This is a genomic window from Roseovarius sp., assembly GCF_048262375.1.
In the GTDB taxonomy this organism is placed as follows: Bacteria; Pseudomonadota; Alphaproteobacteria; order Rhodobacterales; family Rhodobacteraceae; genus Roseovarius.
On sequence record NZ_JBLXFE010000015.1, the window covers coordinates 61,737 to 83,969 of the forward strand.

Sequence of the window (22,233 nt, forward strand, 5' to 3'; positions counted from 1 at the left end):
AACGCGCGGTGGATCAGCCGCCGTAAACCGTGGCCCAGCGTTCGATGAGGGCCTGCTGCAAGCGTTTGGAGCGTTGGTTCCAGCCGCGCGCGCCGGGAGGGCTGTCATCCTGTGACGGGTCGATATGGGCGCGCAAGCTGTCGCTTGCGGTGAAAATGGCAAAGGCGAGGTCTGTTCCGGCGGGTGTGGTCACATAGCCCGCCAGCGCGCTGACAAAATACAGCGTGCCGGTTTTGGCCGCCACTTTGAGCGGGTGGTTGCGATTGGGGCGGCCTTGGGTGTCGCGCAGTTCAATCTGACGCAGCAACGGGCGCAACAGGCCAGCGCGATTGGCGCGCGCCAGCGCTTGGGCCATGGCCGCAGCCGAAAGCCGCGATTGATCGCTGAGGCCGGAGTGATCCTTTAACCCTGCCGCCGACATGCCCAAGGCCCCGACGGCCCATGCGTTCATGTCCTTGGCCGATTGCGACAGGTCCACCACCGCGCCGCGTCGTTTGGCCGAGGCGGCAAGCCCGACCATTTCAGCGGTAAGGTTGGTGGAGAATTTCAGCATGTCGCGCAGGATCGTGGACAAGGGCGCACTGGTATGGGTGACAAGGACCGTGCCGCCGGGCAGGTTGGCTATGGGGCGCGGCGCGCCAGTCTGGATGCCATGCGAACGGGCGAAGGTGGCAAAAACCTCGCCTGCGTAAAGCTCGGGTTTGCGCACCGGAAGCCAGCGCGCGCCGCCGTTGCCGAGGGCACCGCTTGCCACGGTCCAGTTGTCATGGCCGTCTGCGTCCTTGTAGGTGTAGACCGGAGCACTGCGGTCTGCGATGCGCATGCGGGCCATGGTCACATCGGGGCGGTAGCGGTTCGAGCGGGCATCCATGGTGATGGCATATTTGCCATTCGCGCGCTTCCATTCGAAATGCACGCGGTTGTAATTGAGGTTGAGCCCCGAAAGGGCGGGGTTGTAGCTTGCGTGTTCGGGTTGGGTTTCGTCGATCACGCGCAGAAAGGGCGCGGCCCCGCCCCAGACGTGGAATTTGCCACGAATTTCCCGCAGGCCGGTTTGGGCGAGCTTGGCCGCAAGGCTGGCCAGAGCATCGGTGTCCAGCGTGGGGTCGCCGCCGCCTGCCAGGATCAGATCGCCGTTGAGCACACCGCCTGAAACCGGGCCGGTGGCGATCAGCCGGGTGGCAAAGCGGTGATCGGTCCCGAGTGTGTCGAGCGCATAGAGGGCGGTTATCGCCTTGGTCACGCTGGCGGGAGGAAGGCCCGTTTCGCCCTCGCCCGCCTCAAGCATCTGGCCGGTGCGCGCATCGGCCACGGCATAGCCCACCTTGCCCGACAGATTGGCCTCGGAGATCAGCGCCTCAGCGCTTGGGGCGCGCTCTGCGGCTGAGCGGGGCCCGGTTCCGGGGCGCGCAACCGGGCGCAAAGACACCGCAGGCGCCCCCGCAACGGCACCGCCCGCAGAGAGCGCCGCAAGGGCGGACCCCAGAAAGAAGCGTCGGGAAAGCCGGTGTGTCATGGTGCAAAGTTAACCGCAGCCAGAGGCCGCACGCAATCGCGATTTGCGAGGTACCGGGTTAGTTCTGCGCGGGGCGGACCCAAGCGCCTCTTGCCCGCAACCGGGTTGAGGAGATGTCCATCATCGGCACATTGAGAAAGCACCATGCGGGGGCGGTGGCCCGGCCAAGGGCCTTGCTGTCGCGGGCGGACAGGCGGGCCTTTGCATAGATCCGCGCGGCAGGCGAAAGCCGCGCCGAAATGCGCTGACCGGGGCGCGCTAAAATCCCCACTGGCACGGTGTCGAGGATTTCGCGCCAGTCCTGCCAGAGGTGAAACTGTGCCAGATTATCCGCGCCCATGAGCCAGACAAAACGCACGCCCGGGCAAAGGCTGCGCAGCGCGCGCAGGGTGGCTGCGGTGTGGCGGGTGCCGGTCTGCGCCTCGATGTCGGTGACGGTGATGCGCGGGTGATCCACCAGCGCGCGGGCGGCGGCTAGGCGGTGGTCGAGCGGGGCAGGGCCATGGGCCTTGAGCGGGTTTCCGGGGCTCACCAGCCACCACAGCCGGTCCAGACCAAAGCGCTTGAGCGCCTCGCGGCTGATGTGCAAATGGCCTGCGTGCGGCGGATCGAATGATCCGCCCAAGAGGCCGATCACCTGACCGGGGCGGGCATGGGGCAGGGTATATTTCATACCCTTTCATTGCCACCGGCGGGCGCGGTGTAAAGCGAAAACACTGGCCAGCACCGCCCCCAATCGCTATCAACGGATCAGCAGGGCGTGCAGCCCATTGCCCCCGCGCGCCCATCCGGGTATCAGGCGGGCTGAATTATCCATCACCCAATCGGAACGGAGCGGCACAACATGGCAGCCTATCAATATGTTTATCACATGCAGGGCGTCTCTAAGGCCTATCCCGGCGGCAAGAAATGCTTTGAGAATATCCACCTCAACTTTTTGCCGGGGGTGAAGATCGGCGTGGTCGGCGTGAACGGCTCGGGGAAATCCACCCTGATGCGGATCATGGCGGGGATGGACAAGGATTTCTCGGGCGAAGCCTGGGCCGCTGAGGGCGCGCGGGTAGGCTATCTGCCGCAGGAGCCGCATCTGGATGACAGCCTCGACGTGCGCGGCAATGTCATGCTGGGCGTGGCCGCGAAAAAGGCCAAGCTCGACCGGTTCAACGAACTGGCGATGAACTATAGCGACGAGACCGCCGATGAGATGGCGCAGTTGCAGGACGAGATCGACAGCCAGAACCTCTGGGATCTGGACAGTCAGGTCGATATTTCGATGGAGGCGCTGCGCTGTCCGCCCGATGATGCCGCTGTCGCCTCTCTCTCGGGGGGGGAACGCCGCCGCGTCGCGCTCTGCAAGCTTTTGCTGGAAGCGCCCGACATGCTGCTCCTCGACGAGCCGACCAACCACCTCGATGCCGAAACCATCGCTTGGCTGCAACAGCATCTCATCGCCTATAAGGGCACGATCCTGATCGTGACCCACGACCGCTATTTCCTCGACGATATCACCAGCTGGATTCTGGAGTTGGACCGTGGTCGCGGCATCCCTTATGAGGGTAACTATTCCGCATGGCTCGAACAAAAGGCCAAGCGCCTGCTGCAAGAGGCGCGAGAGGATAAATCCAAGCAAAAGACGCTGGAACGCGAACTGGAATGGATGCGGCAGGGCGCCAAGGCGCGGCAAGCCAAGCAAAAGGCCCGGATCAACGCCTATAACGAACTGGCCGGTCAGTCCGAGCGCGAGCGTATCAGCCGCGCCCAGATCGTCATCCCCAATGGCCAGCGTCTTGGCAACAAGGTGATCGAGGTTGAGGGTCTCAAGAAGCACATGGGCGACAAGCTCTTGATCGAAGACCTGAGCTTTTCTCTGCCGCCCGGCGGGATTGTCGGTGTGATTGGTCCGAACGGGGCGGGTAAATCGACGCTCTTCAAGATGCTGACCGGGCAGGAACAGCCCGATTCCGGCACGATTGAGTTGGGCGACACGGTGCAGCTGTCTTATGTCGATCAGTCGCGCGATGATCTCAAACCCGACGATAACGTCTGGGAGGCGATTTCTGGTGGGGCCGAGGTGATTGTGCTGGGCGATGCCCAGATCAATTCCCGCGCCTATTGCGGGGCGTTCAATTTCAAGGGCGGCGACCAGCAGAAGAAGGTCTCGCTCCTCTCGGGCGGCGAGCGCAACCGGGTGCATATGGCGCGGCTGTTGAAAGAGGGCGGCAACGTGCTGCTCCTTGACGAGCCGACCAACGACCTTGACGTCGAAACTCTGCGCGCGCTCGAAGATGCGCTGATGGATTTCGCAGGCTGCGCCGTGGTCATCAGCCACGACCGCTTTTTCCTCGACCGGATTTGCACGCATATTCTGGCCTTTGAGGGCGACGCGCATGTGGAATGGTTCGAGGGCGATTTCTCGGCCTATGAAGAAGACAAGAAGCGCCGCCTAGGCCCGGACGCGCTCGAGCCGAAGCGGGTGAAGTACAAGAAGTTCGTGAGGTAACGCGCCCGCCCCGGGCGTTATCCGGGCCTGCTCGCCGCCTGTCAAACCCCGTGGGGTGTGCAATCAATGCGCACTCTACGGAGGTCTTTGGCCGGGTGCCAACCCACCGTTCCTGCCAATTCCGCCCGCCCCGCGCGCCTGCCGACGCGAAATTCGGGGCCGTTTTCGGCGTCCCCGTCACAAAACCTTCACTTGAGTTTCTCTATATTTCCGATATTCACGAAATATGGAAACACTGGCCCCCACCCGCCTCGCAACCCTTGGTCACCCGCAGCGGCTGGCGATCTTCCGGCTGCTCATGCGCCGCTACCCGGACCGTATCCCGGCGGGGGAGGTGGCGGAGGTGCTGGGCCTCAAGCCTTCGACGCTCTCTGCCTATCTCGCAGCCTTGATGCAGGCGGGGCTGGTGGTGCAGGAGCGGTCCGGCACATCCCTTCGATATTCCATCGACATGACAGAGGTGCGACGCACCTTCGATTACCTGTTCAACGACTGTTGTCGCGGGCGCCCGGATATCTGCGCGCCGTTCCCCACTCTGACAGGAGGCCCCGATATGGCCCACCGGAAATACACCGTGCTCTTCATCTGCGTCGGCAATTCGGCGCGCTCGATCTTTGCTGAGACCATCCTGCGCGACATGGCCGGGGATCGGTTTACGGTTTATTCGGCCGGAACGCGGCCCTCGTCCGAATTGAACCCCTTTGCGCTCGACGTGCTGCGCGCCAAGGGGCATGACGTGAGCCCGCTGCGCGCCAAGAACGTGTCAGAGTTCACCTGCCCTGGTGCCCCGGCGCTCGATTTCGTCTTTACCGTCTGCGACACAGCGGCAAACGAAGAATGCCCCGCATGGGAAGGACAGCCGGTCAGCGCCCATTGGGGCATGCCGGACCCGGTCAAAGCCGAGGGTACGGCGGCACAGAAAAGTCTTGCGTTTCAAGAAGCTTATGGCGCGCTCCGCAACCGGATCACGGCCTTTGCCGCGCTGCCGATCGAGACCCTCGATCGCGTGAGCCTGCAAGCCGCAGTCGATGACATCGCGCGGCAATCCGAGGGGCTGGGCGCATGACGGTCTATGCGATCAACGGTCTGGGCCGCATCGGCAAGCTGATCCTCAAGCCGCTCTTGGAGCGCGGCGCCAAGGTGGCATGGATCAACGATGCGGTGGGCGATGCGGAGATGCATGCGCATCTGCTGGAATTTGACACTGTGCATGGGCGGTGGGACGCGGAGTTTGGCCATGACGCGGGCGCGGTGATCATTGACGGTCTGCGTCTGCCGTTCATCGGCACGCGGGATCTGGACGCGTTGCCGCTTGACGGTGTGGACGTGGTGATCGACTGCACCGGCGTCTTCAAGACCGAGGCGAAACTGGCCCCCTATTTCGACGCCGGGGTGCAGAAGGTTGTCGTCTCCGCCCCGGTCAAGGACGGGGATGCCGCCAATATCATCTATGGCGTCAATCACGGGATTTATGAGCCCGCGCGACACCGGATCGTGACGGCGGCAAGCTGCACCACCAATTGCCTCGCCCCGGTGGTCAAGGTTCTGCATGAGGCGATTGGCATCAAGCATGGCTCGATCACCACGATCCATGACGTGACCAACACGCAGACCATCGTGGACCGGCCCGCCAAGGATCTGCGCCGCGCGCGCTCGGCGCTCAATTCGCTGATCCCGACCACCACGGGGAGCGCCACAGCGATCACGCTGATTTATCCCGAGTTGAAAGGCCGCCTGAATGGCCATGCCGTGCGCGTGCCGCTGCTGAATGCGTCGATCACCGATTGTGTGTTCGAGATGGAGCGCGAGACCAGCGTCGAGGAGGTGAACGCGCTCTTTCAAGCCGCCGCCGAAGGGCCGCTTGCGGGTATTCTGGGCTATGAGACCCGGCCCCTCGTCAGTGCCGATTACACCAATGACACGCGGTCGGGCATCGTCGATGCCCCGTCGACCATGGTGGTCAACGGCACGCAGGTAAAGGTCTATGTCTGGTATGACAACGAGATGGGTTATGCGCATCGGTTGGTCGATGTCGCCTGCATGGTCGGGGACAGTCTGTGACCACAAGACCCGAAGGGCTGAGCGCCTATATCGCCGTCACGGCGGCCTATTGGGCCTTTATGCTCAGCGATGGTGCGCTCAGGATGCTGGTGTTGTTGCATTTCCACACGCTGGGGTTCAGCCCGGTGCAACTGGCCTATCTCTTTGTGCTCTATGAGGTCGCGGGGATGGTGACCAATCTCTCGGCGGGCTGGATCGCGGCGCGGTTTGGCCTGACGGCGACGCTCTATCTCGGGCTCGGCCTGCAAGTGGTGGCGCTGATCGCGCTGGCGCAGTTGGACCCGGCGTGGAGTCTGGCGGTTTCGGTGACCTTTGTGATGGCGGTGCAGGGGGCCTCGGGCGTGGCCAAGGATCTGGCCAAGATGTCGTCAAAATCCGCCGTCAAGCTGTTGGCCCCGTCGGAGGAGGGGGGCCTTTTCCGTTGGGTCGCGGTGCTCACGGGGTCCAAGAACGCGGTCAAGGGGCTGGGGTTCCTCATCGGGGCGGCGCTCTTGGCTGGCATCGGCTTTGTTGGCGCGGTCTGGGCCATGGCGGGGGTGCTGGCGGTGATCCTGATGGCTGTGGCCCTTGCCATGCCGCCGGGCCTGCCGCGCGGGCGCAAGGGAGCGAAATTCTCGGAAGTCTTATCGAAATCCGCCAATGTGAACTGGTTGAGTGCGGCGCGGGTGTTTTTGTTTGGCGCGCGCGATGTGTGGTTCGTGGTGGGCATCCCGATCTATTTCTACGGCGTGTTGTCGGATGGGACCGAGGCGGGCAATCGCGCGGCCTTTTTCATGATCGGCAGTTTCATGGCGGGTTGGATCATCCTCTATGGAATTGTGCAGGCGGCGGCCCCCAAAATCCTGCGCGCCAAGTCGCGGCCTGAGGCGGCGCTCATTGCCGCCGCACGGGGCTGGGCGGTGGCGCTCTGCGTGGTGCCTGCGGTGTTGACGGGGCTGGCACTGGTCGCAGGGGGGCCGCAACCTTGGCTCACGGTCGCATTGGTGGCGGGATTGTTCGCGTTTGGCGGGATATTCGCGGTCAATTCGGCGCTGCATTCCTATCTGATCCTCGCCTTTTCCAAGGTGGAGCGGGTGACACTGGATGTGGGGTTCTATTACATGGCCAATGCCGGGGGGCGGCTCTTGGGCACGGTTCTGTCGGGGCTGACCTATCAGGGCGGCGGTCTTGCGCTGATGCTGGGGGTGGCCACAGGCATGGTGGCGCTGTCAGCGCTGGCGGCGGGGCGGCTTCGCCCACAGGAAAGGGAAAAGGCATGAGCGTATTTGAGCGCTATCTGACGGTATGGGTCGGGCTGGCGATGGCGGCAGGGGTGATCCTTGGCCTGGTGGCGCCCGGCATGGTCGCGGCAATTGCGGCGGCTGAACTGGCGCGGGTCAATCTGGTGGTGGCGGTGCTGATCTGGGCGATGGTCTATCCGATGATGGTTGGTGTCGATCCGTCAAGCCTCAGTCAGGTGGCGCGTCAACCCCGAGGGCTGGCGATCACGCTGGTGGTCAACTGGCTGATCAAGCCGTTCAGTATGGCGGCGCTGGCGGTGCTGTTCTTTGAGGGCGTGTTTGCCGATCTGATCGCGCCCGCCGATGCGCAGCAATATATTGCGGGGCTGATCCTGTTGGGCGCGGCCCCCTGCACCGCGATGGTGTTTGTGTGGTCGCAACTGACCAAGGGCGACGAAAGCTATACGCTGTTGCAAGTGTCGGTCAATGACGTGGTGATGGTCTTTGCCTTCGCGCCTATCGTGGCCTTTCTGCTGGGGGTTACGGATATCGTCGTGCCGTGGGAAACGCTGGTGCTGTCAGTGCTGCTCTTTGTGGCGTTGCCGCTGGCGGCGGGGCTGCTGACGCGGCGCAGGCTGGGGTCTGAGACACGGATTGCGGCGTTTCAGGCGCGCATCAAACCGTGGTCGATCCTTGGGCTGATTGCGACGGTGATGATCCTCTTTGGTCTGCAAGGCCGGGTGATCGTCGATCGCCCGATGGTCATTGGTCTGATCGCAGTTCCAATCATCCTGCAAAGCTATGGAATTTTCGTGCTGGCCTATGCGGCGGCGTGGCTGCTCAGGGTGCCGCACAAGATTGCCGCGCCCTGCGCCTTGATCGGCACGTCGAATTTCTTTGAGCTTGCTGTTGCGGTGGCGATTTCGCTCTTTGGGCTACATTCCGGGGCGGCGCTGGCCACAGTGGTGGGCGTTCTGGTCGAAGTGCCGGTGATGCTGTCGCTGGTGGCGCTGGCCAACCGGACGCGGGCACGATTTGCCTGAGTGAGCCCATGAAAAAGCCCCGCGCGGGTGGCGCGGGGCTGCAAACCTTGCGGCCTTGCTCTTGCTTACTGCGAGAAGGTGGCGAGATAGGCGGACACATCCTCGGCACCCTTGGCCAGTTTGAACGTCATCTTGGATTTGCTCCCCAGATAATCGTTGGGGTTCTTCACGAAGGCCGCGAGCTCAGCCTCATCCCAGACCATACCTTCGGCAGCTTTTGCGGCCAGACCGTCGGAATACTTGAAACCCTCGACACTGCCTGCCACGCGACCAATCACGCCATATAGGTTCGGGCCGGTTTTGCCGCCCTTGACGATCGTTTCGCTATCCGATGCGATCATGTGGCAGGCTTTGCATTTGTTGAATTCTTTTTCACCCTTTGTGGCGTCACCTTCGGCAAAGGCGGGCAGGGAAAGGGCCACGAGAGTGGCCGAAGCGGCGATAAGGGTCTTCATGAGCTACCTCATTAGTGTTTGGTTGCGTTCCGGGTGTAACCATAACCCGACTGCCCCGGCTTGCAACCTCCAACTTAGGGGCAGGCGACGGTTTGCCTCAGTTGAATACCTGTGAAAAGGTCCGGCGCAGCGCCACGTCAAGATCATCCATCGTGACCGGCAGACCCAGGTCGACAAGGCTGGTCACGCCGTGTTCGGTGATGCCGCAGGGCACGATGCCGGTGAAATGCCCGAGGTCGGGTTCGACATTGATGGAAATGCCATGAAAGCTGATCCATTTGCGCAGCCGGATACCGATGGCAGCGATCTTGTCCTCGGGCTGTTGGCCTGTGGCTGTGAGCGGCTTGTCAGGGCGCGTGACCCAGACCCCGACGCGGCCTGCGCGGATTTCGCCGGTGACATTGAATTCGGCCAGCGTGGCGATGACCCATTGCTCTAATTGACGCACAAAGCAGCGGACATCGCGACCCCGCTTGCCCACATCAAGCATGACGTAGACAACGCGCTGACCGGGGCCGTGATAGGTATATTGCCCGCCGCGTTTCGCCTCGAACACGGGAAAGCGGTCCGGGTCGGTCAGATCAGCCGGTTTTGCCGAGGTCCCAGCGGTATAAAGCGGCGGGTGCTCCAAGAGCCAGATGGCCTCGGGTGCCGTGCCCGCCGCGATTCGCTCAACCCGGTCCTCCATTGCCGCCACGGCCTCTGAATAGGGTACGAGATCGGCGGATAAGTGCCATTCCACGCCGGATTGGTCGATTGCAGTGGGGGTATTCAGCGGCAAGGTTTGACTCTGCTAACGTGTGAGAGGAAACTCATAGTATAATATCTTATCGAGTTTTGCACCGGATTAAGGGGAGATTAAAGATGCTTTCCAAGCGAATTATGATGACAGTTTTGGCCGCTTCTGTGGCGTTGCCGGCTGGTATGGCGCAGGCGGATTTCAAAGACGGGCTGGTTGGCGGACTTGTTGGGGGCGCGGTGAGCGGTATCATCGTGAACGAAAGCGCCAAGGCGCGGGAACGCAAACAACAGACGACCACCACAACGCGGCGGGTCTATCAGGCCCCTGTGAACAGCGTCGAGCGTCAGCAAGTGCGCGAAGAACAGACCGCGCTCAACTATTTCGGCTTTCCGGCCGGATCGCCTGACGGGGTGCGCGGACGCAACACCCGCGATGCGGCGGCGCAGTTTCAAGCGCATATGGGCTATCCGGCGACCGGTTATCTGGCGGATTACGAGCGTCAGTTCTTGATCAGTTCGTATTACCGCGCGCAGAGCAGCGGGGCCGCGACGTCGCAGTTGATTGCGCAACGCGGGCAGGGCACGCGCGGACTGTTGCACGCCTATCGCGACGAGGCGGTCGGTGTGCCGACCTATGCGGCGGCCCCGGTGCCTGTACCTGCGGCCCCTTCGCCGGTGATGGCTGCTATTCCAGAGGCGGCTCAGGTGCCGGCGGCAACCACTGTCCCGGCTGCGACCGGCTTCGCAGCGCTGCCCAATCTCATGGCCTCAGGGGGCGAGGGCCCGTCGCTGGCATCGCATTGCAATCAGGTCAGCCTGATCACCAATTCAAACGGTGGTTTTGTGACCGCGGCGTCGCTCACCGATTCGCGCGTAGCATTGAACGAGCAGTTCTGCCTTGCTCGCACCTATGCGATTGCCGAAGGGGAGACGATGGCGGCCTCTCTCAAGGGGGTGACGCCGGCACAACTCGAAGAGCAGTGCCGTGCCTTTGAGCCTGCGATGCGGGATCATGTGGCCGCGCTCTCGCTCAGTCCGCGGGAGGAGGTGGTGCAAAACGTGCGTGGCTTCGTGCTCCAATCGGGGCAATCCCCGGCGCAACTGTCGGGAACGGCCAAAATCTGTCTCTCGGTGGGGTACCGGATCGACAACATGAACGTGGCGCTCGGCTCTGCCCTGTTGCTCACGGCCTTGGGCGAGGAACCCTATGGCGAGTTGATGGGTCATCATCTTAGCGAAGGTTTTGGTACAACGCGGCGGCCTGATCTGGCCTTGGCGTGGTATCAAGGGGCGGTCGAGGCGGTTGAACGCGGCGCAGAGCCGGTTTTCGCCCCCGGCAACACCGAGCGCACCGGGCTTTTGCGCAAGGCAGCCTTCAAGACGCAAGGCGCGCAGGCAGGTGGCGGCGAGGCCGTGCAGCCGGTTGCGACCCTGCCGACGTTCAAACTGGAATAGGTTGTTTGCCTCCTCTTTGAAAAACCGGAGGGGCAATGTGTTTTGCCCCTTCACAAGCCCGATGAGTTTGCATATACGGCCCGCACCTACCTGATCACGTGCGGTCGTGGCGGAATTGGTAGACGCGCAGCGTTGAGGTCGCTGTGGGGTAACTCCCGTGGAGGTTCGAGTCCTCTCGACCGCACCATTTTCCAATAAAATCAAGGGCTTAATCTCTCATCTGTACGGGAGAAAAGACCCGTGACCCATACACTTCCCAAAGCAATCTTTAAGCGTAACGAAGTCTGGGCTGTGAGATTCTCAGTTCCGACTGAGGTTCAATTCGTAGTCGGAAAGAAAGAAATCATTCGCTCGCGCTATACGAAGGATTTGGGTGGGGCCTTAAGCAAACGCAGTGAGGTCTTGGAGCAGATCAGGGACGCCTAACTTGGGTCTACCAGCCTCCGGCAAACCCGACGCGGTTCAGCTCTTGTCCGCGCAGGACGAAGACTGAGTATCAGTGCGACAGGAGTACTGGAAGCTTGGCGTTCTTCAGAAGGCGGGTTGTAACTGAGCCAATCATGAAATCGTAGACCTGCGAATGTCCGAAGGCACCTGCGACCAGCAGGTCTGCATGAGACTCTGCAGCAACGCGGAGCAATTCATCTCCCCTGTTTTCGACGGTTGCCATCCTGTCGGTCGTCGTAGCTTTGAAACCGCGACGGTCAAGTGCTGCCGCGAAATCATCCCGGCTATCCAAGCCGGGCTTTTCATCACTTGCTCGGGCGGTCAGTGCAATAAGATCGATACTCGCTCCAGGTTTCGCCAGCTCGATCGCATCATGTGCTGCCCGTGTGGCCTCTCTTGTTTCACTCCAGGCTATCGTGATCGTGTCAAAAGACGCCGAGGTGTCAGATTCAGGCGAGACAACCAATACCGGTCGTCCAAGATTGCGGATCAACCGTTCTGCCATGGACTGATCATCAGGTGCGCGCGTGCCCGAACCGTTGCTACCCATGACGACGAGATCTGCGCCGCGCGCGCCAGCCAGAAGGAAAGCCTCGTTCCCATAAAGGGCGTCCTGTCTTCGAAATTCAGCCCGCAGGCCATTTTTTCGTGCCATCTCGTCAAATAGAGCATTGATTTTGTCGGACTCCTCTTTTTCCCAGTTCTGGATTGTTTCCGAGATCATGGGGGCTTCGCCCATGCCTTCGTAAAAGACAAATCGCGAAAATGAGTGCAGGCCGATCACATGTGCATCAAGTGATTGCGCGAGGGAACAGCCCTTATTTATGAGCCATTCGGCCTCTGCAGAGTCGAAAATGACCAAAGCTATGGTTTTTACCGGCATTTATTGACGTCCTTTTGGATGCTGGCAATCTGACCAGAAGATGCTGCCTCGCATGGAGCAGGGCAGCACCCTTGTCACTCGGACCCGACCTTCTGTTCGATCACGGGTTTCGCCGGCTTGGGTTTCGATTTTGGATCCATTATCAATGACTCCATTTCTGATCGGGCATTCACCCGTGATTACGAAACCATGGAACCGAAGGGCCGTCATTGATAGCCGTCATCAAACGCAGCGCATCCCCGTGCCAGACAAGTCGTTCTGACGGGAATTCGCTGTTTTCGGTAACGGGTGGCTACGTTTCGGGGGGCGCGAAATGCAGAATGGATTTTCCTTGCCGTCCGCACGGGAATTCAAAACCTCGCTGGCGCGCCTTTCTCCACAACGAGCGAAGAACCTGAGTTTGGTGGGGTTTAGCACTTTGATCTCGTCCGGGGCCAACAGGGCGATCGCGTCGCGATCGGCCAATTGGTGCAGGCTCCGGCAAAGGGTTTCCACGGTCATGTCAAGCAAGGAGGCCAGATCACGCCGACTCAATTCGATCTGAATGATTTCGGCGCTACCCTCCGCGACGGGCGACAGCTGTTGAACAACCCAGAATGCGGTGCGCTGAAGTGTATTGCGACCCCGCATGGCTGCAGCCCATAGCCTGTGGTCCTCCAACTGTCGCGCTGTGACAGAAAGATAGGCCTGATGCACCTGCAGGTGATCGTGCATCAGCTTTTCAAGTGTCTGCCGATTGATCCAGCATATCTCGGTGGAAATCACAGCCTCCCATGAAAACGCGTTTTCGGGCCTGTAGGGGTCGCCCACGATTTGTCCGGGTTTGAGGAGTTGAAGCAGATGGTGCTCACCGTCCTCGGTCATCAGGACAACTCTGACCAGACCAGTCGAGATGATGCCGATTCGATCCGATCGTTCTCCCTGCAACGCAATCTCATCGCCACTCTTGTAACGGACGTGTTGACTTCGCACCGATAGCACCGCCAAAGAAGTACTGTCGAGCAATCCACAAAGCCCAAGGCGGCGGGGCGTGCATGTAACGCAGGCATCAGGTGAAGAGTGCCACGTGTTTTCAAAAGATGTCATTTATTCGCCTCCTTCAATGTCTGTGGTCACGTCCAACGCTAGTTTGGCCGGTTCACTTTCAATGGGTTATGTCTAATAAATTGTAGTCGCGACGTGTTGATGAAAATTGTGTAGAATTGTATCTCCGGCCCTTTCGCCGATGCTATGGGCATAGAAAGAATCACCATGCATGACCATCGGAAGACAGACGACCAGCCGGGTCCCGGCTTCATTAACAGCAGTCTTCTGAGGTTCATTTCGGGTTCCCCGGTCGCTGTCGCGATGGTCGATCGCGACATGCGATATATCGCTTGGTCTAAACCGTGGAGCGCGCACAACGGAACCGGAGAGCGCGACCTCAAGGGCGTGAGCCTCTATGATCTTTCACCAACGCTTTCCGAACAATTTTGGGCGGTGCAGCAGCGAGCGCTTGCGGGTGAGTGTGCGGCCTTCGACGCGGCTTGTGTCGAAGCTGCCGAAGGGACGTTAAGTTGGAAACGCTGGCACGTCCAACCTGTGAGAGAGGAGGACGGCTCTATCTTCGGGATTGTCCTCTACAATGAGAGCATAAACGAACCGAAAAAAGCCGAAGACGAACTTCAGGATGATGAAACGAGTTTGCGAAGTATGATCGATGCATTGGGCGTCGGCATCATCGAAAAGGATTACGCAACCGAAAGAACGACCGTCAGTCCGGCTGTCTTGCGATTGACCGGTTTGGATGAAATCAACCTGCCCACGGATTTCGATGGCTGGATGGAAGTTTTGCAGCCCTCGGATTTGGAAACATTTCGCGAGGCAAGAGCGCATGCACTTGATCCGGACAATCAGAGCGTTGTCATGGCTGATATGCATCCGCTTGTCGATGGCAAGACGCGTGCGGTGCAACTGCTCGGACGGGTGCTGTTTTCAAATGATGGCGACCTCAAGACGCCCTCGCGCTTTATCGGAATCCTTGTCGATGAAACAGAACGGCGCGACGTGCGCGCGTCGGTAGCGCAATCAATGCGGCTTGAAGCTGTTGGACAGCTCACCGGCGTAATAGCGCATGATTTCAACAACCTGCTGTCCGTGATCCTGGCCAATCTTGAACTGGCCGCCATGCGGCTCACCGACCCTGGCACCATTGAGCTATTGAAATGCGCCATAGACGCTGCTGAAACTGGGGGAAGCTTCAACAAGAAGCTTCTTGCGCTGTCGAGCAACAAGGTCCCGCAACTGCAATCTGTCGATCTGGATCAGCATCTCCTCAAGATTTGGGACATGCTCGAACGTCTGCTTCACGAGCAGATTTCGCTGCACTTTGTGCCAGGGGCCAATAATCGTTTTGTCTGTATCGATCCAACCGAGTTGGATGGTGCGATCCTGAACCTGGTGCTGAATGCCCGAGATGCTCAGCCCCATGGTGGCAAGATCGTGATTGCAACACGCGAAGTTGAGATCGACGAGAAGGCAGCGGCTGCTTACCAGGACGGGAAAACGGGCTGGTTTCTTGAACTCAGCGTGTCGGACCAGGGTATCGGTATGTCAAAGTCGGAAGTTGCGCGAGCGCGGGAGCCATTCTTTACCAGCAAAGCACCGGCTTTGGGCACCGGTCTTGGACTCACCAGCGTTTCGAATTCGATGACCCACGCAGATGGCTTTATGGACATACAGTCGGAACCGGGGCAGGGGACCACGGTGTCACTGTTCCTGCCGCTCATGATACCAACTCATCAGCCTTGCGCGCCAAAAGAGGAAATGCCGCTCGGAGACGGTGCGCTCGTTCTTGTTGTCGAAGATGATGAGAGGGTACGCGAAGCTACTCTGAAACGTCTCGAAGCCCTGGGGTATGCCGTCATTGAGGCGTCTGATGGACAGTCCGCTTTAAGAATGCTGGAAGAAGGCGAGCCGGTTGATCTGGTCTTTTCAGATGTGGTGATGCCAGGTGAATTCTCAGGATACGATTTGTTACGTGAAGTCCAGAACCGTTTTCCGAATATGGCCACGCTGCTCACTTCAGGACATGTTTCAGTGCATAGTCTAATGAAAGATTCGACCGTCGAACTCCTTACCAAGCCATATTCCCTGCCAGTTCTGGCGCAAGCCGTGGAACGCGCACTTAAGCCTGTCAGGCAACCAGGGTAACATCTGCGCTGAAAACATAACCCACACCGCGGACCGAGCGTATCAATTGGGGTGCTTCACCTGGCGTTTCGATCTTGCGCCGAAGGCGCGCCACATGACCGTCAATGGTTCTGTCATAGGGGGACCAGTCCCGTCCATTCAGCGCATTCGAAATTTCGTCTCGGCTGAGCACGCGACCAGCGTGGCGAACGAAAAGTTCCAGCAGCTGCATCTCTATGCCAGTCAGTTCCAAAGGTGAGCCATCCAGATGCCTGGCCACCTTGCGTTTCAGATCCAGCTCGCTGTGGTCGAACAGCACCTTTGACGGCGACTCGACCGTTTCCTTATATCGCTCCAGCGTTCTCTTGATCCGAAGGATGACCTCGTTGAGGTGGAATGGTTTGACAATATAATCATCCGCGCCGCATTCCAAACCCTGAACGCGATCAAAGGGCTCGGTCCTGCCGGAAATCATGATTACCGGGATATTCCGATGGCCGCGTAATTCGCGGGCCAGGTCCAGGCCGTCCTCGTCACCGAGATTGAGGTCCAAGGTGATGAGAGATATGTCGTGATCTTGCAAACAAGCAAACGCCGACGTGCGATCCCAAGCTTCGAAAACCTGATACCCTTCGGAAGACAACCCGTACGTCAAAGGCTTCCTGATTTCGGGTTCGTCATCAATGATAAGGATGGAAGGTCTTGTCATGGCACATGAAATCCTACTGCGATGCTCAGCCTATCAGACTAAAGCCGCAAAACAAAGTAATGGTCGAAGATTTGTCAAATCTAACTATTTTTGTCAGAGTTTTTCGTGTCGGGATGTTGAAAGAAGATCAGTGACCTGCTGATCCGTGATCTGTGGGAAATCCCGGTACGCACTACCAACCGAAGCCAAGTTCCTGGCGTGGTGCAAGCAGACAATCCGTACATCCGCCGCGTCAAAGTGGTCCAGTGCACCCGACAGCGCGACGGGGAGGGCCACGACGATTGAATCGACGCCTTGATGTCTGGCCGCGACCACAGCCGCTTCAAGCGTGGTGCCCGTTGCTGCGCCATCGTCGACGATCAAGACATCGCGCCCCCGCAATTCTGGCGCATTACGCGATCGCGCCCACATGTGCCGACGCGCCTCGACGTCTTGCACGGGGCGGACCGCCAGCTTGCGAATGTCCGCGTCAGTCAAACTGTAAAGGCGTTGCACCGTATTGTTGATGATAATTTGATCATCGCCGGGTCCCGTAACTGCAGCGACGGCGAGTTCCGGGTTCCCCGGCGCCCCCACCTTGCGCACGATCAGAAGATCGAGCGTCGCCCCGAGATGACGTGCGATTTCCGCAGCGACAGGCACGCCGCCGCGTGGCAGCCCCAGCACAAGCCAGGCGCTGTCGATGTCGGACGGAAGCGCCGCGATCAATTGATTTGCGGCGTCCGCCCGGTCTTGAAAAAGGTATGTCTGCACGGCTCAGGCGGCCTTGACCTTGATCGTTTTTTCCGAGGCGAGCGCCGCCTTGGATTTCGGCATGTGGATCGTCAGCACGCCCTTCGAAAACTGCGCGTCGATCTTGTCCTGTTCGACGTTTTCCGGCATTCGGATCGTGCGCTGGAAGCTGCCCCAGCGACGCTCGCTGAGGTGATAGCTGGCGTCGCCTTCGGTCTTTTCCTCGGATTTTTCGCCGCTGATTGTCAATGTGCCATTGCTGATCTTTACGTGGATCGCGTCGGGCTCCAGTCCCGGTAGTTCCGCCGTGATGGCATAGCCCTTTTCGCTCTCAGTCAGGTCGATCGCCGGGCATAGCGGAAAGATCTGTCCGCTTTCTGCAAGGGGTCGGTCGAACCAGAGACGGGGCTCGAAATTGTCGAACAGCCTTTCCATTTCATCCCGCAGGCTACCGAAGCCGGTCCAAGGACTGAGTGAGCGTGACGGCGTGCTGCTCTCTCGGGTTACGGGCACGTTGGTGGATTTTCCAAACATAAATCTCTCCTTTGGCATGGTGTCGTTGGCTGCCCTCTAGAATTGAACAGGACAGCCAGCCGAGGTTTCCGCAACCTCCAGAGAAGGAGGAAGTTTCGCGCCGTTTGACGTGTGGCGCGGTCGCGAACAGCAACAAGGATTACGCAACCGCAAAAGATTGGCATTGATGGTCGTCAACTCTGCAAGCGCCCAGAAACCACGGAACCGTTGACGGTCGTCAATGAGAAAACTTCCACGCGGCGCACCCTTAGAGCGCAAAGGAGGAACACCACATGAAAAGACTAGTTCTGCTATTGCCTTTGATTTTGGCAAACACCGCATTTGCGCAAGAGCGTAATTGGGGTGAAGTTTTCTATTCCGAAAATTGCGCCTCGTGCCACGGCGACCTTGGAATGGGTGACGGGGAGCTTGCCGGCATTCTGACAGTCGAAGTCCCGAATCTGACAAAGCTCAGCGCACAAAATGACGGCACGTTCCCGATGCTGTATGTGATACAGGTCGTCGACGGACGCAGTGGTTTGCGCGCTCATGGCAATCCCATGCCGCCCTATGGGGCGATGTTTCGCGAAGAGCTACAGCCGCCGTCGGCAAGAGCAGGGGCAGTTGAGCCACTGATCCGCGGACGCATATTGATGATCGCGGAATATATACAGTCCATCCAGCAGTAATGCCTTGCGGCGGTTTCCTGTCGCCCGGAAAACCGAAAGGATCCAACATGGGAACCGAGACACGAAGTTCGCAAAGGGAGTTGTCCCGTTGCGGATTCATGCCGATCGCCGGCATCGCAGGAGTTGCGGACAGCCTTGCAGGCACCGTGGCTCGGGCAGGTGGTCGGATCGGCTATTCCGCCATGGGCCTGCGCGACGCGCCGCCGCCAGATTAACTGGAGATGTTCAACTGGCTGCGGCCAAATGCTGATCGCATCTTGGCCGCAGCCGAAGGGATAGTGTGAGCAATGAAATCAAGTGTTTTTGCCAATGATGACGCCGCGCCCGAGTATCTTTCGGCTGCTTCCTCAGCAGCCCTATGCGGAAAATGCAAATTGGGAGAGTTGCAGCACAAACGCATCGAAACCGCTTTTTGGCGCAATGGTGGCCTTGTGGTGATCAGAAACATCCCTGCAATGGTCTGTCCAACCTGTGGTGAGGAATATGTCGGAAATGAAACCGCCGTCGGTCTCGACCGCATGCACGGGAACGGGTTCACGTCGCATGCCACGTCAGATCAGATGATCGTTCCGGTCTTTGAGTATTCCGAGCAGGAGGGAAAGGTCGGATGATGTGCGCAAGCTTGGCCATACCGGCCTGACTGATCCCCGTAACACTGGCCCTGGCCAATCCTGTCACTCGCTTTCAGCCGTGACCTTATGCATCGCAGGGATCGCGCCGGATGGTCAGCCATTCCGGCGGGGGCTGCGGACATCTCGGTTCACCTAGCTAAATCGGGGACGGGTCAAGGCTCGATCAGTGCGCGAAGGGCGGCGACCAATTCGCGCGCCGAGAATGATACGAGATTCAGGACGAATTCCTTTTTGACACGGCTTTTCAGGTCCGGTGGAATCTGTGCGCGCCACATGCCCATTGCGTCCGGCGACGCGACGACGACAAGCCAATCAAACGAACTTGTTGCCGCTGCTCTCGTCAAAAAGTCCTGCAGGTCGTGCAGGAATGCGCGCGAATCCTCCTCAAGCGGATTCGATCCGGGTTCGACGGCCGACCGTCGGCCTCCGCCAGCGGAGGCGAAGCTGCGGGTCGGCCGATCCTCGATGATGTCGGCCATGCTGGCGCGCCGACCTTGCATCGTGATCTCGGCAGGGAGAGGATCATGCGTGCCGGGTAGATCGCGTAGAATCCGCGCCCGGTTCGAGTTCATGACAACATACCATGTCTGAGCGGCTTTCATCGCTTCAATCCTATTTGTGATGATCCGCCACGGCGCGTGTCAACTCTCCTGCGAGTTGTAGCCCCGCGGCATGCGCCACATCGCCCAAGCTGAGCATTCCGGTCAGACGCATCTTGTCATCGAGAACGGGCAGCCGACGGATCTTCTTCTGGTCCATGAGATGAACGGCATCCTCGACCGTTTCTTCGGTACGGCAGTAAACGATACCCTTGGTCATCACCTCTTCGGCCGTTGTCTTTTTTGCGTTCAGCCCTTTTGCCACGACCCGCGTCGCAAGATCGCGATCGGTAATCATGCCAATCAGCTTGTCGTTCTTGCCGATCGGGACGGCTCCGATATCATCCTTTGCCATGCGTGCGGCGATTTCGCTGACCGGCGTGTCGGCCTCGACCCATTCTGCAGGGCCATGCATTGCTTCGCTCACTTTCATCACATCCTCCATGGGAAAGTATGACCGAAGCGTCGCTCCAATCTGCGTCTCACGCATTGATAGCCGTCAAGCCTCGGGAATGATGGCGGTCAATGCGGCACGTACACTCTCCTGCTTGGTAGTGGACATACAGACAGGGGGGCGCGATGATGAAACTGACTGGACATGCTGCAATCGACGAGGCTCCGCAGGTTGTTGCGGAGTGGATCAATCTCATTTGCGAAGATCTGGAGTGGACCGAGAAGGGCAGAGCCTACCTGCTTTTGGCGGAAACGCTGCAGGCGGTCCGGGATTATCTTGGTGTTGATGAGGCCGCCGATCTCGCTGCGCAACTGCCTCTAATCCTTCGTGGGGTCTACTATACTGGCTGGAACCCCTCCAAGACGCCAATGCATCCGCGGAACAAGACGGCTTTCCTGAACAGAGTATCAGAAAAATTCAGCAAGCGGCCGCTTGAAGATCCTGAACGTGCCGTTGTCGCCGTATTCGACCTGCTACGCCAAAAGGTGTCGATGGGCGAGATCGAGCAGGTCAGCAATGCCATGCGCAAGCCGCTGGGGGACCTCTGGCGATGAGTCCGGCGCTTGAAAGGTCCGGTTTGAATGCGGTCGATGGCCTCAGTGCGAAATGGCCAAGTAGGCGTGATCCAGCGCAGGATTCTCTGCAAATCTTGATCTACCATCCGACGACGCCTTCGCGGAGCGGCAAGACTGGCGTTATCAGTTTCTGCCCGTCGCGCCGAAATCAGACGTGGGCCGTCCGGCCCGGAAGAGTGGTTCTGAAAAAACCGCAGGTCCCGCGCAAGGCACCGCCGACTGAACTTTCTGATCCTGTTGAAGAAGCAAGCCAGATGCCCTTTCCATATTCGGACCCCCTGCCTGGACGGGCATACAGGGGGCCGTCATCAGACAATCGGAGCACTCCACCGGATGACACATGATATTTCAAAGAAACCCGATGTCACAGAAGCCACGGTCGAAATAGCCGTTCCTCTGCAAACCGTTTGCTACATCGCGGAACGCGCTCACGATCTGATGGGAAAGACAGCCAGCACCGAAGCAGAGGACTCTTTGGATGATGAAGATCCCGAAGCGGATATTCTCGAAGACCGGGGGCATGATCCGGTCGAGGAGGAATTGAGAAGCGTGATCGAAGACCTCGATGAAGACGCGCAGGTCGACCTTGTTGCCCTCATGTGGCTCGGTCGTGAGGACGAGGACTGGAGCACGTTGCGGGAACTGGCCTGGCAGGAGCGGACATCGTCCCCGGCCTCATACCTTCTGGGAACACCGCTGCTTGCGGATTACCTGTTGTCCGGACTAGACCGGTTGGGTTTTGATTGCGCGCATATGGAGCTATGAAGGCCGGGTGGAAGAGCTGGAAGCGATGCTCGCCAGCCCGAAGATGAAGGTTCCCGGCCTTGGTCCGCGCCGTCGCCGGGCCCGCACAATCGTAACGCAGCAGCACGGTGCATTTGCAGGTCGGCGTGTTGTTCGGGGTCGAGAAGAAGAGTGCGCCCGCTACTACGAAGACGATGTCGAAGTAGCGGTTTCTTCTGTCTGATTCCTCTGCAAAACGCGAACAGCGCAGCGATTTGGTCAACGACTGCGTAACATTCAATCGGGTGGCGATTGCCAATACCGCTTCGCTGAAATTTCATCCTTGCGGATGGTGTTCTCAGGTCTCGGGTGCGCAAAGGCCGCCCGCGCGGGAAACGGAAGGGGCCTGACTGACTCTGTCTCCGATGCCATAGATGTCTTCATACCGGATCAGCCGCCCGCTCGGGTCAGGAAAGGACAGATAGTATCCCAGCTCGACGGGAGTAGGATCAGCCGCAGCATCGAAGGTCCGATTGCCCCCGGCATATGCGTGCACAGCTTCCACATTCACGTCCAGCACGAAGGCGACCAACTCATCCCATAGCTCCACCCGAATACACCCATGCGACAGCGCGCGCTGCTGCAGTTCGAAAAGGCCCGGCTTGTTTGTTCCGTGCAAGTAGACGAGCAAGCCAGGCTCCAGCCGCACCGCTGCGAGGCCAAGTGGGTTATTCGGACCGGGTGGTCGGACATAGTCCTTGTATTCACCGCTTGCTACCATTGATGGCGTGGGCCGCCAGGATGGCCGGAACCTGACGGCACTTACAAAAGTCGTGATCAGAGGGGTGCGGGTCCACGGTGTGCCAACAATGACCCGGCTTCGCAGGACAGGCTCGCCGTTATGAAAGGCCACGACTTCGAAAGCAGGTATGTTCACGAGGATGAACTTGCCTTCGGCCGGTATCTCCAACGGTATGTCGTAACGGTCCAGCAACTGCTGGAACCTTGGCTCGGATGACTGTGCTGCCGGAGGGGGGGGTGAATCGCCCCGAGTTTGTCGGAGACCATCAACTTAAGTAAGGATGATGGTTATGACAAAAAGCAAAATGGCAAAT

Annotated in this window: 24 protein-coding genes and 1 tRNA gene; 13 read left to right on the forward strand and 12 right to left on the reverse strand. The window is 59.4% G+C overall.

Going from position 1 to position 22,233, the window contains the following annotated elements:
- Window positions 1-13 precede the first annotated feature (13 nt).
- A complete protein-coding gene (dacB, locus tag ACN0SW_RS15140) occupies window positions 14-1,516 on the reverse strand; it encodes a D-alanyl-D-alanine carboxypeptidase/D-alanyl-D-alanine-endopeptidase (RefSeq protein ID WP_417728767.1) in 1,503 nt (500 codons plus the stop codon).
- 58 nt (window positions 1,517-1,574) lie between these two features.
- The gene (locus tag ACN0SW_RS15145; protein ID WP_417728768.1) at window positions 1,575-2,189 is read right to left on the reverse strand and encodes a nicotinate-nucleotide adenylyltransferase; all 615 of its coding nucleotides are present in this window, start codon (window positions 2,187-2,189) and stop codon (window positions 1,575-1,577) included.
- Window positions 2,190-2,360: 171 nt separating this feature from the next.
- Between ACN0SW_RS15145 and ettA the strand changes: the two genes are divergently transcribed.
- From ettA to arsB, 5 genes are all read left to right on the forward strand, one after another.
- A complete protein-coding gene (ettA, locus tag ACN0SW_RS15150) occupies window positions 2,361-4,016 on the forward strand; it encodes an energy-dependent translational throttle protein EttA (protein ID WP_417728769.1) in 1,656 nt (551 codons plus the stop codon).
- 226 nt (window positions 4,017-4,242) lie between these two features.
- Window positions 4,243-5,082 carry a helix-turn-helix domain-containing protein gene (locus tag ACN0SW_RS15155; RefSeq protein WP_417728770.1) on the forward strand — a complete coding sequence of 280 codons (840 nt, stop codon included), beginning with the start codon at window positions 4,243-4,245 and terminating at the stop codon, window positions 5,080-5,082.
- Window positions 5,079-6,077, forward strand: a complete 999-nt coding sequence (locus ACN0SW_RS15160; RefSeq protein ID WP_417728771.1) for an ArsJ-associated glyceraldehyde-3-phosphate dehydrogenase — start codon at window positions 5,079-5,081, stop codon at window positions 6,075-6,077. The genes ACN0SW_RS15155 and ACN0SW_RS15160 overlap by 4 nt, the downstream gene beginning before the upstream one ends.
- Entirely contained in the window at window positions 6,074-7,336 is a 1,263-nt protein-coding gene (gene arsJ, locus ACN0SW_RS15165; protein WP_417728772.1) for an organoarsenical effux MFS transporter ArsJ, read from the forward strand. Before ACN0SW_RS15160 ends, arsJ begins: the two co-directional genes overlap by 4 nt.
- Window positions 7,333-8,340, forward strand: a complete 1,008-nt coding sequence (gene arsB, locus ACN0SW_RS15170) for an ACR3 family arsenite efflux transporter (RefSeq protein WP_417728773.1) — start codon at window positions 7,333-7,335, stop codon at window positions 8,338-8,340. Before arsJ ends, arsB begins: the two co-directional genes overlap by 4 nt.
- A 65-nt stretch (window positions 8,341-8,405) precedes the next feature.
- Here the strand turns inward: arsB and ACN0SW_RS15175 are convergent, their stop codons facing one another.
- Both ACN0SW_RS15175 and lipB read right to left on the reverse strand, forming a co-directional pair.
- Window positions 8,406-8,795: a c-type cytochrome gene (locus ACN0SW_RS15175; protein ID WP_417728774.1), complete on the reverse strand. Its 390-nt coding sequence runs from the start codon at window positions 8,793-8,795 to the stop codon at window positions 8,406-8,408.
- A gap of 97 nt (window positions 8,796-8,892) precedes the next feature.
- Window positions 8,893-9,576: a lipoyl(octanoyl) transferase LipB gene (lipB, locus tag ACN0SW_RS15180; protein ID WP_417728775.1), complete on the reverse strand. Its 684-nt coding sequence runs from the start codon at window positions 9,574-9,576 to the stop codon at window positions 8,893-8,895.
- Between the two features lie 83 nt (window positions 9,577-9,659).
- On the opposite strand from lipB, the gene ACN0SW_RS15185 reads away from it, so the two are divergent.
- From ACN0SW_RS15185 to ACN0SW_RS15195, 3 genes are all read left to right on the forward strand, one after another.
- Window positions 9,660-10,991, forward strand: coding sequence for a peptidoglycan-binding domain-containing protein (locus ACN0SW_RS15185; protein ID WP_417728776.1), 1,332 nt, complete (start codon window positions 9,660-9,662; stop codon window positions 10,989-10,991).
- A 100-nt stretch (window positions 10,992-11,091) separates the two neighbouring features.
- Window positions 11,092-11,178 (forward strand) — tRNA-Leu (locus tag ACN0SW_RS15190).
- A 53-nt stretch (window positions 11,179-11,231) separates the two neighbouring features.
- Window positions 11,232-11,417, forward strand: a complete 186-nt coding sequence (locus ACN0SW_RS15195) for a DUF6538 domain-containing protein (protein ID WP_417728777.1) — start codon at window positions 11,232-11,234, stop codon at window positions 11,415-11,417.
- Between the two features lie 70 nt (window positions 11,418-11,487).
- Here ACN0SW_RS15195 and ACN0SW_RS15200 read toward each other — a convergent pair whose 3' ends face one another.
- Window positions 11,488-12,321 (reverse strand): universal stress protein, encoded by an 834-nt coding sequence (locus tag ACN0SW_RS15200; RefSeq protein ID WP_417728778.1) that lies wholly within the window; start codon window positions 12,319-12,321, stop codon window positions 11,488-11,490.
- Window positions 12,322-12,543: 222 nt separating this feature from the next.
- The gene (locus ACN0SW_RS15205) at window positions 12,544-13,407 is read right to left on the reverse strand and encodes a Crp/Fnr family transcriptional regulator (protein ID WP_417728779.1); all 864 of its coding nucleotides are present in this window, start codon (window positions 13,405-13,407) and stop codon (window positions 12,544-12,546) included.
- A 165-nt stretch (window positions 13,408-13,572) separates the two neighbouring features.
- Here ACN0SW_RS15205 and ACN0SW_RS15210 point away from each other — a divergent pair, with 165 nt between their 5' ends.
- On the forward strand, window positions 13,573-15,513 hold the full coding sequence (locus ACN0SW_RS15210) for a response regulator (protein WP_417728780.1): 1,941 nt from the start codon (window positions 13,573-13,575) through the stop codon (window positions 15,511-15,513).
- Here the strand turns inward: ACN0SW_RS15210 and ACN0SW_RS15215 are convergent.
- From ACN0SW_RS15215 to ACN0SW_RS15225, 3 genes are all read right to left on the reverse strand, one after another.
- A complete protein-coding gene (locus ACN0SW_RS15215; RefSeq protein ID WP_417728781.1) occupies window positions 15,497-16,201 on the reverse strand; it encodes a response regulator transcription factor in 705 nt (234 codons plus the stop codon). The two genes, ACN0SW_RS15210 and ACN0SW_RS15215, sit on opposite strands and share 17 nt — an antisense overlap.
- A 93-nt stretch (window positions 16,202-16,294) precedes the next feature.
- Window positions 16,295-16,909 (reverse strand): phosphoribosyltransferase, encoded by a 615-nt coding sequence (locus ACN0SW_RS15220; protein WP_417728782.1) that lies wholly within the window; start codon window positions 16,907-16,909, stop codon window positions 16,295-16,297.
- 48 nt (window positions 16,910-16,957) lie between these two features.
- Complete coding sequence (locus ACN0SW_RS15225; protein WP_417728783.1) at window positions 16,958-17,467, reverse strand: Hsp20/alpha crystallin family protein; 510 nt, start codon at window positions 17,465-17,467, stop codon at window positions 16,958-16,960.
- A gap of 272 nt (window positions 17,468-17,739) precedes the next feature.
- On the opposite strand from ACN0SW_RS15225, the gene ACN0SW_RS15230 reads away from it, so the two are divergent.
- Complete coding sequence (locus ACN0SW_RS15230; RefSeq protein ID WP_417728784.1) at window positions 17,740-18,135, forward strand: c-type cytochrome; 396 nt, start codon at window positions 17,740-17,742, stop codon at window positions 18,133-18,135.
- Window positions 18,136-18,422: 287 nt separating this feature from the next.
- On the forward strand, window positions 18,423-18,746 hold the full coding sequence (locus ACN0SW_RS15235; protein WP_417728785.1) for a type II toxin-antitoxin system MqsA family antitoxin: 324 nt from the start codon (window positions 18,423-18,425) through the stop codon (window positions 18,744-18,746).
- Between the two features lie 173 nt (window positions 18,747-18,919).
- Here ACN0SW_RS15235 and ACN0SW_RS15240 read toward each other — a convergent pair whose 3' ends face one another.
- Together ACN0SW_RS15240 and ACN0SW_RS15245 are read right to left on the reverse strand one after the other, a co-directional pair.
- Complete coding sequence (locus ACN0SW_RS15240; RefSeq protein ID WP_417728786.1) at window positions 18,920-19,369, reverse strand: host attachment protein; 450 nt, start codon at window positions 19,367-19,369, stop codon at window positions 18,920-18,922.
- Window positions 19,370-19,379: 10 nt separating this feature from the next.
- Window positions 19,380-19,799 (reverse strand): CBS domain-containing protein, encoded by a 420-nt coding sequence (locus tag ACN0SW_RS15245; RefSeq protein WP_417728787.1) that lies wholly within the window; start codon window positions 19,797-19,799, stop codon window positions 19,380-19,382.
- Window positions 19,800-19,945: 146 nt separating this feature from the next.
- On the opposite strand from ACN0SW_RS15245, the gene ACN0SW_RS15250 reads away from it, so the two are divergent.
- Both ACN0SW_RS15250 and ACN0SW_RS15255 read left to right on the forward strand, forming a co-directional pair.
- Complete coding sequence (locus ACN0SW_RS15250) at window positions 19,946-20,374, forward strand: DUF2267 domain-containing protein (protein WP_417728788.1); 429 nt, start codon at window positions 19,946-19,948, stop codon at window positions 20,372-20,374.
- 354 nt (window positions 20,375-20,728) lie between these two features.
- Window positions 20,729-21,160, forward strand: a complete 432-nt coding sequence (locus tag ACN0SW_RS15255) for a DUF3775 domain-containing protein (RefSeq protein ID WP_417728789.1) — start codon at window positions 20,729-20,731, stop codon at window positions 21,158-21,160.
- Between the two features lie 316 nt (window positions 21,161-21,476).
- Here ACN0SW_RS15255 and ACN0SW_RS15260 read toward each other — a convergent pair whose 3' ends face one another.
- Window positions 21,477-22,112, reverse strand: coding sequence for a L,D-transpeptidase family protein (locus ACN0SW_RS15260; protein WP_417728790.1), 636 nt, complete (start codon window positions 22,110-22,112; stop codon window positions 21,477-21,479).
- Between the last annotated feature and the right edge of the window lie 121 nt (window positions 22,113-22,233).

What these genes read in the sequence shown, in the direction of transcription:
- dacB (WP_417728767.1), bottom strand. Translation starts at nt 1,516, where the DNA reads ATGACACACCGGCTTTCCCGACGCTTCTTTCTGGGGTCCGCCCTTGCG.
- ACN0SW_RS15145 (WP_417728768.1), bottom strand. Translation starts at nt 2,189, where the DNA reads ATGAAATATACCCTGCCCCATGCCCGCCCCGGTCAGGTGATCGGCCTC.
- ettA (WP_417728769.1), top strand. Translation starts at nt 2,361, where the DNA reads ATGGCAGCCTATCAATATGTTTATCACATGCAGGGCGTCTCTAAGGCC.
- ACN0SW_RS15155 (WP_417728770.1), top strand. Translation starts at nt 4,243, where the DNA reads ATGGAAACACTGGCCCCCACCCGCCTCGCAACCCTTGGTCACCCGCAG.
- ACN0SW_RS15160 (WP_417728771.1), top strand. Translation starts at nt 5,079, where the DNA reads ATGACGGTCTATGCGATCAACGGTCTGGGCCGCATCGGCAAGCTGATC.
- arsB (WP_417728773.1), top strand. Translation starts at nt 7,333, where the DNA reads ATGAGCGTATTTGAGCGCTATCTGACGGTATGGGTCGGGCTGGCGATG.
- ACN0SW_RS15175 (WP_417728774.1), bottom strand. Translation starts at nt 8,795, where the DNA reads ATGAAGACCCTTATCGCCGCTTCGGCCACTCTCGTGGCCCTTTCCCTG.
- ACN0SW_RS15185 (WP_417728776.1), top strand. Translation starts at nt 9,660, where the DNA reads ATGCTTTCCAAGCGAATTATGATGACAGTTTTGGCCGCTTCTGTGGCG.
- ACN0SW_RS15200 (WP_417728778.1), bottom strand. Translation starts at nt 12,321, where the DNA reads ATGCCGGTAAAAACCATAGCTTTGGTCATTTTCGACTCTGCAGAGGCC.
- ACN0SW_RS15205 (WP_417728779.1), bottom strand. Translation starts at nt 13,407, where the DNA reads ATGACATCTTTTGAAAACACGTGGCACTCTTCACCTGATGCCTGCGTT.
- ACN0SW_RS15210 (WP_417728780.1), top strand. Translation starts at nt 13,573, where the DNA reads ATGCATGACCATCGGAAGACAGACGACCAGCCGGGTCCCGGCTTCATT.
- ACN0SW_RS15215 (WP_417728781.1), bottom strand. Translation starts at nt 16,201, where the DNA reads ATGACAAGACCTTCCATCCTTATCATTGATGACGAACCCGAAATCAGG.
- ACN0SW_RS15225 (WP_417728783.1), bottom strand. Translation starts at nt 17,467, where the DNA reads ATGTTTGGAAAATCCACCAACGTGCCCGTAACCCGAGAGAGCAGCACG.
- ACN0SW_RS15230 (WP_417728784.1), top strand. Translation starts at nt 17,740, where the DNA reads ATGAAAAGACTAGTTCTGCTATTGCCTTTGATTTTGGCAAACACCGCA.
- ACN0SW_RS15235 (WP_417728785.1), top strand. Translation starts at nt 18,423, where the DNA reads ATGAAATCAAGTGTTTTTGCCAATGATGACGCCGCGCCCGAGTATCTT.
- ACN0SW_RS15240 (WP_417728786.1), bottom strand. Translation starts at nt 19,369, where the DNA reads ATGAAAGCCGCTCAGACATGGTATGTTGTCATGAACTCGAACCGGGCG.
- ACN0SW_RS15245 (WP_417728787.1), bottom strand. Translation starts at nt 19,799, where the DNA reads ATGAAAGTGAGCGAAGCAATGCATGGCCCTGCAGAATGGGTCGAGGCC.
- ACN0SW_RS15250 (WP_417728788.1), top strand. Translation starts at nt 19,946, where the DNA reads ATGATGAAACTGACTGGACATGCTGCAATCGACGAGGCTCCGCAGGTT.
- ACN0SW_RS15255 (WP_417728789.1), top strand. Translation starts at nt 20,729, where the DNA reads ATGACACATGATATTTCAAAGAAACCCGATGTCACAGAAGCCACGGTC.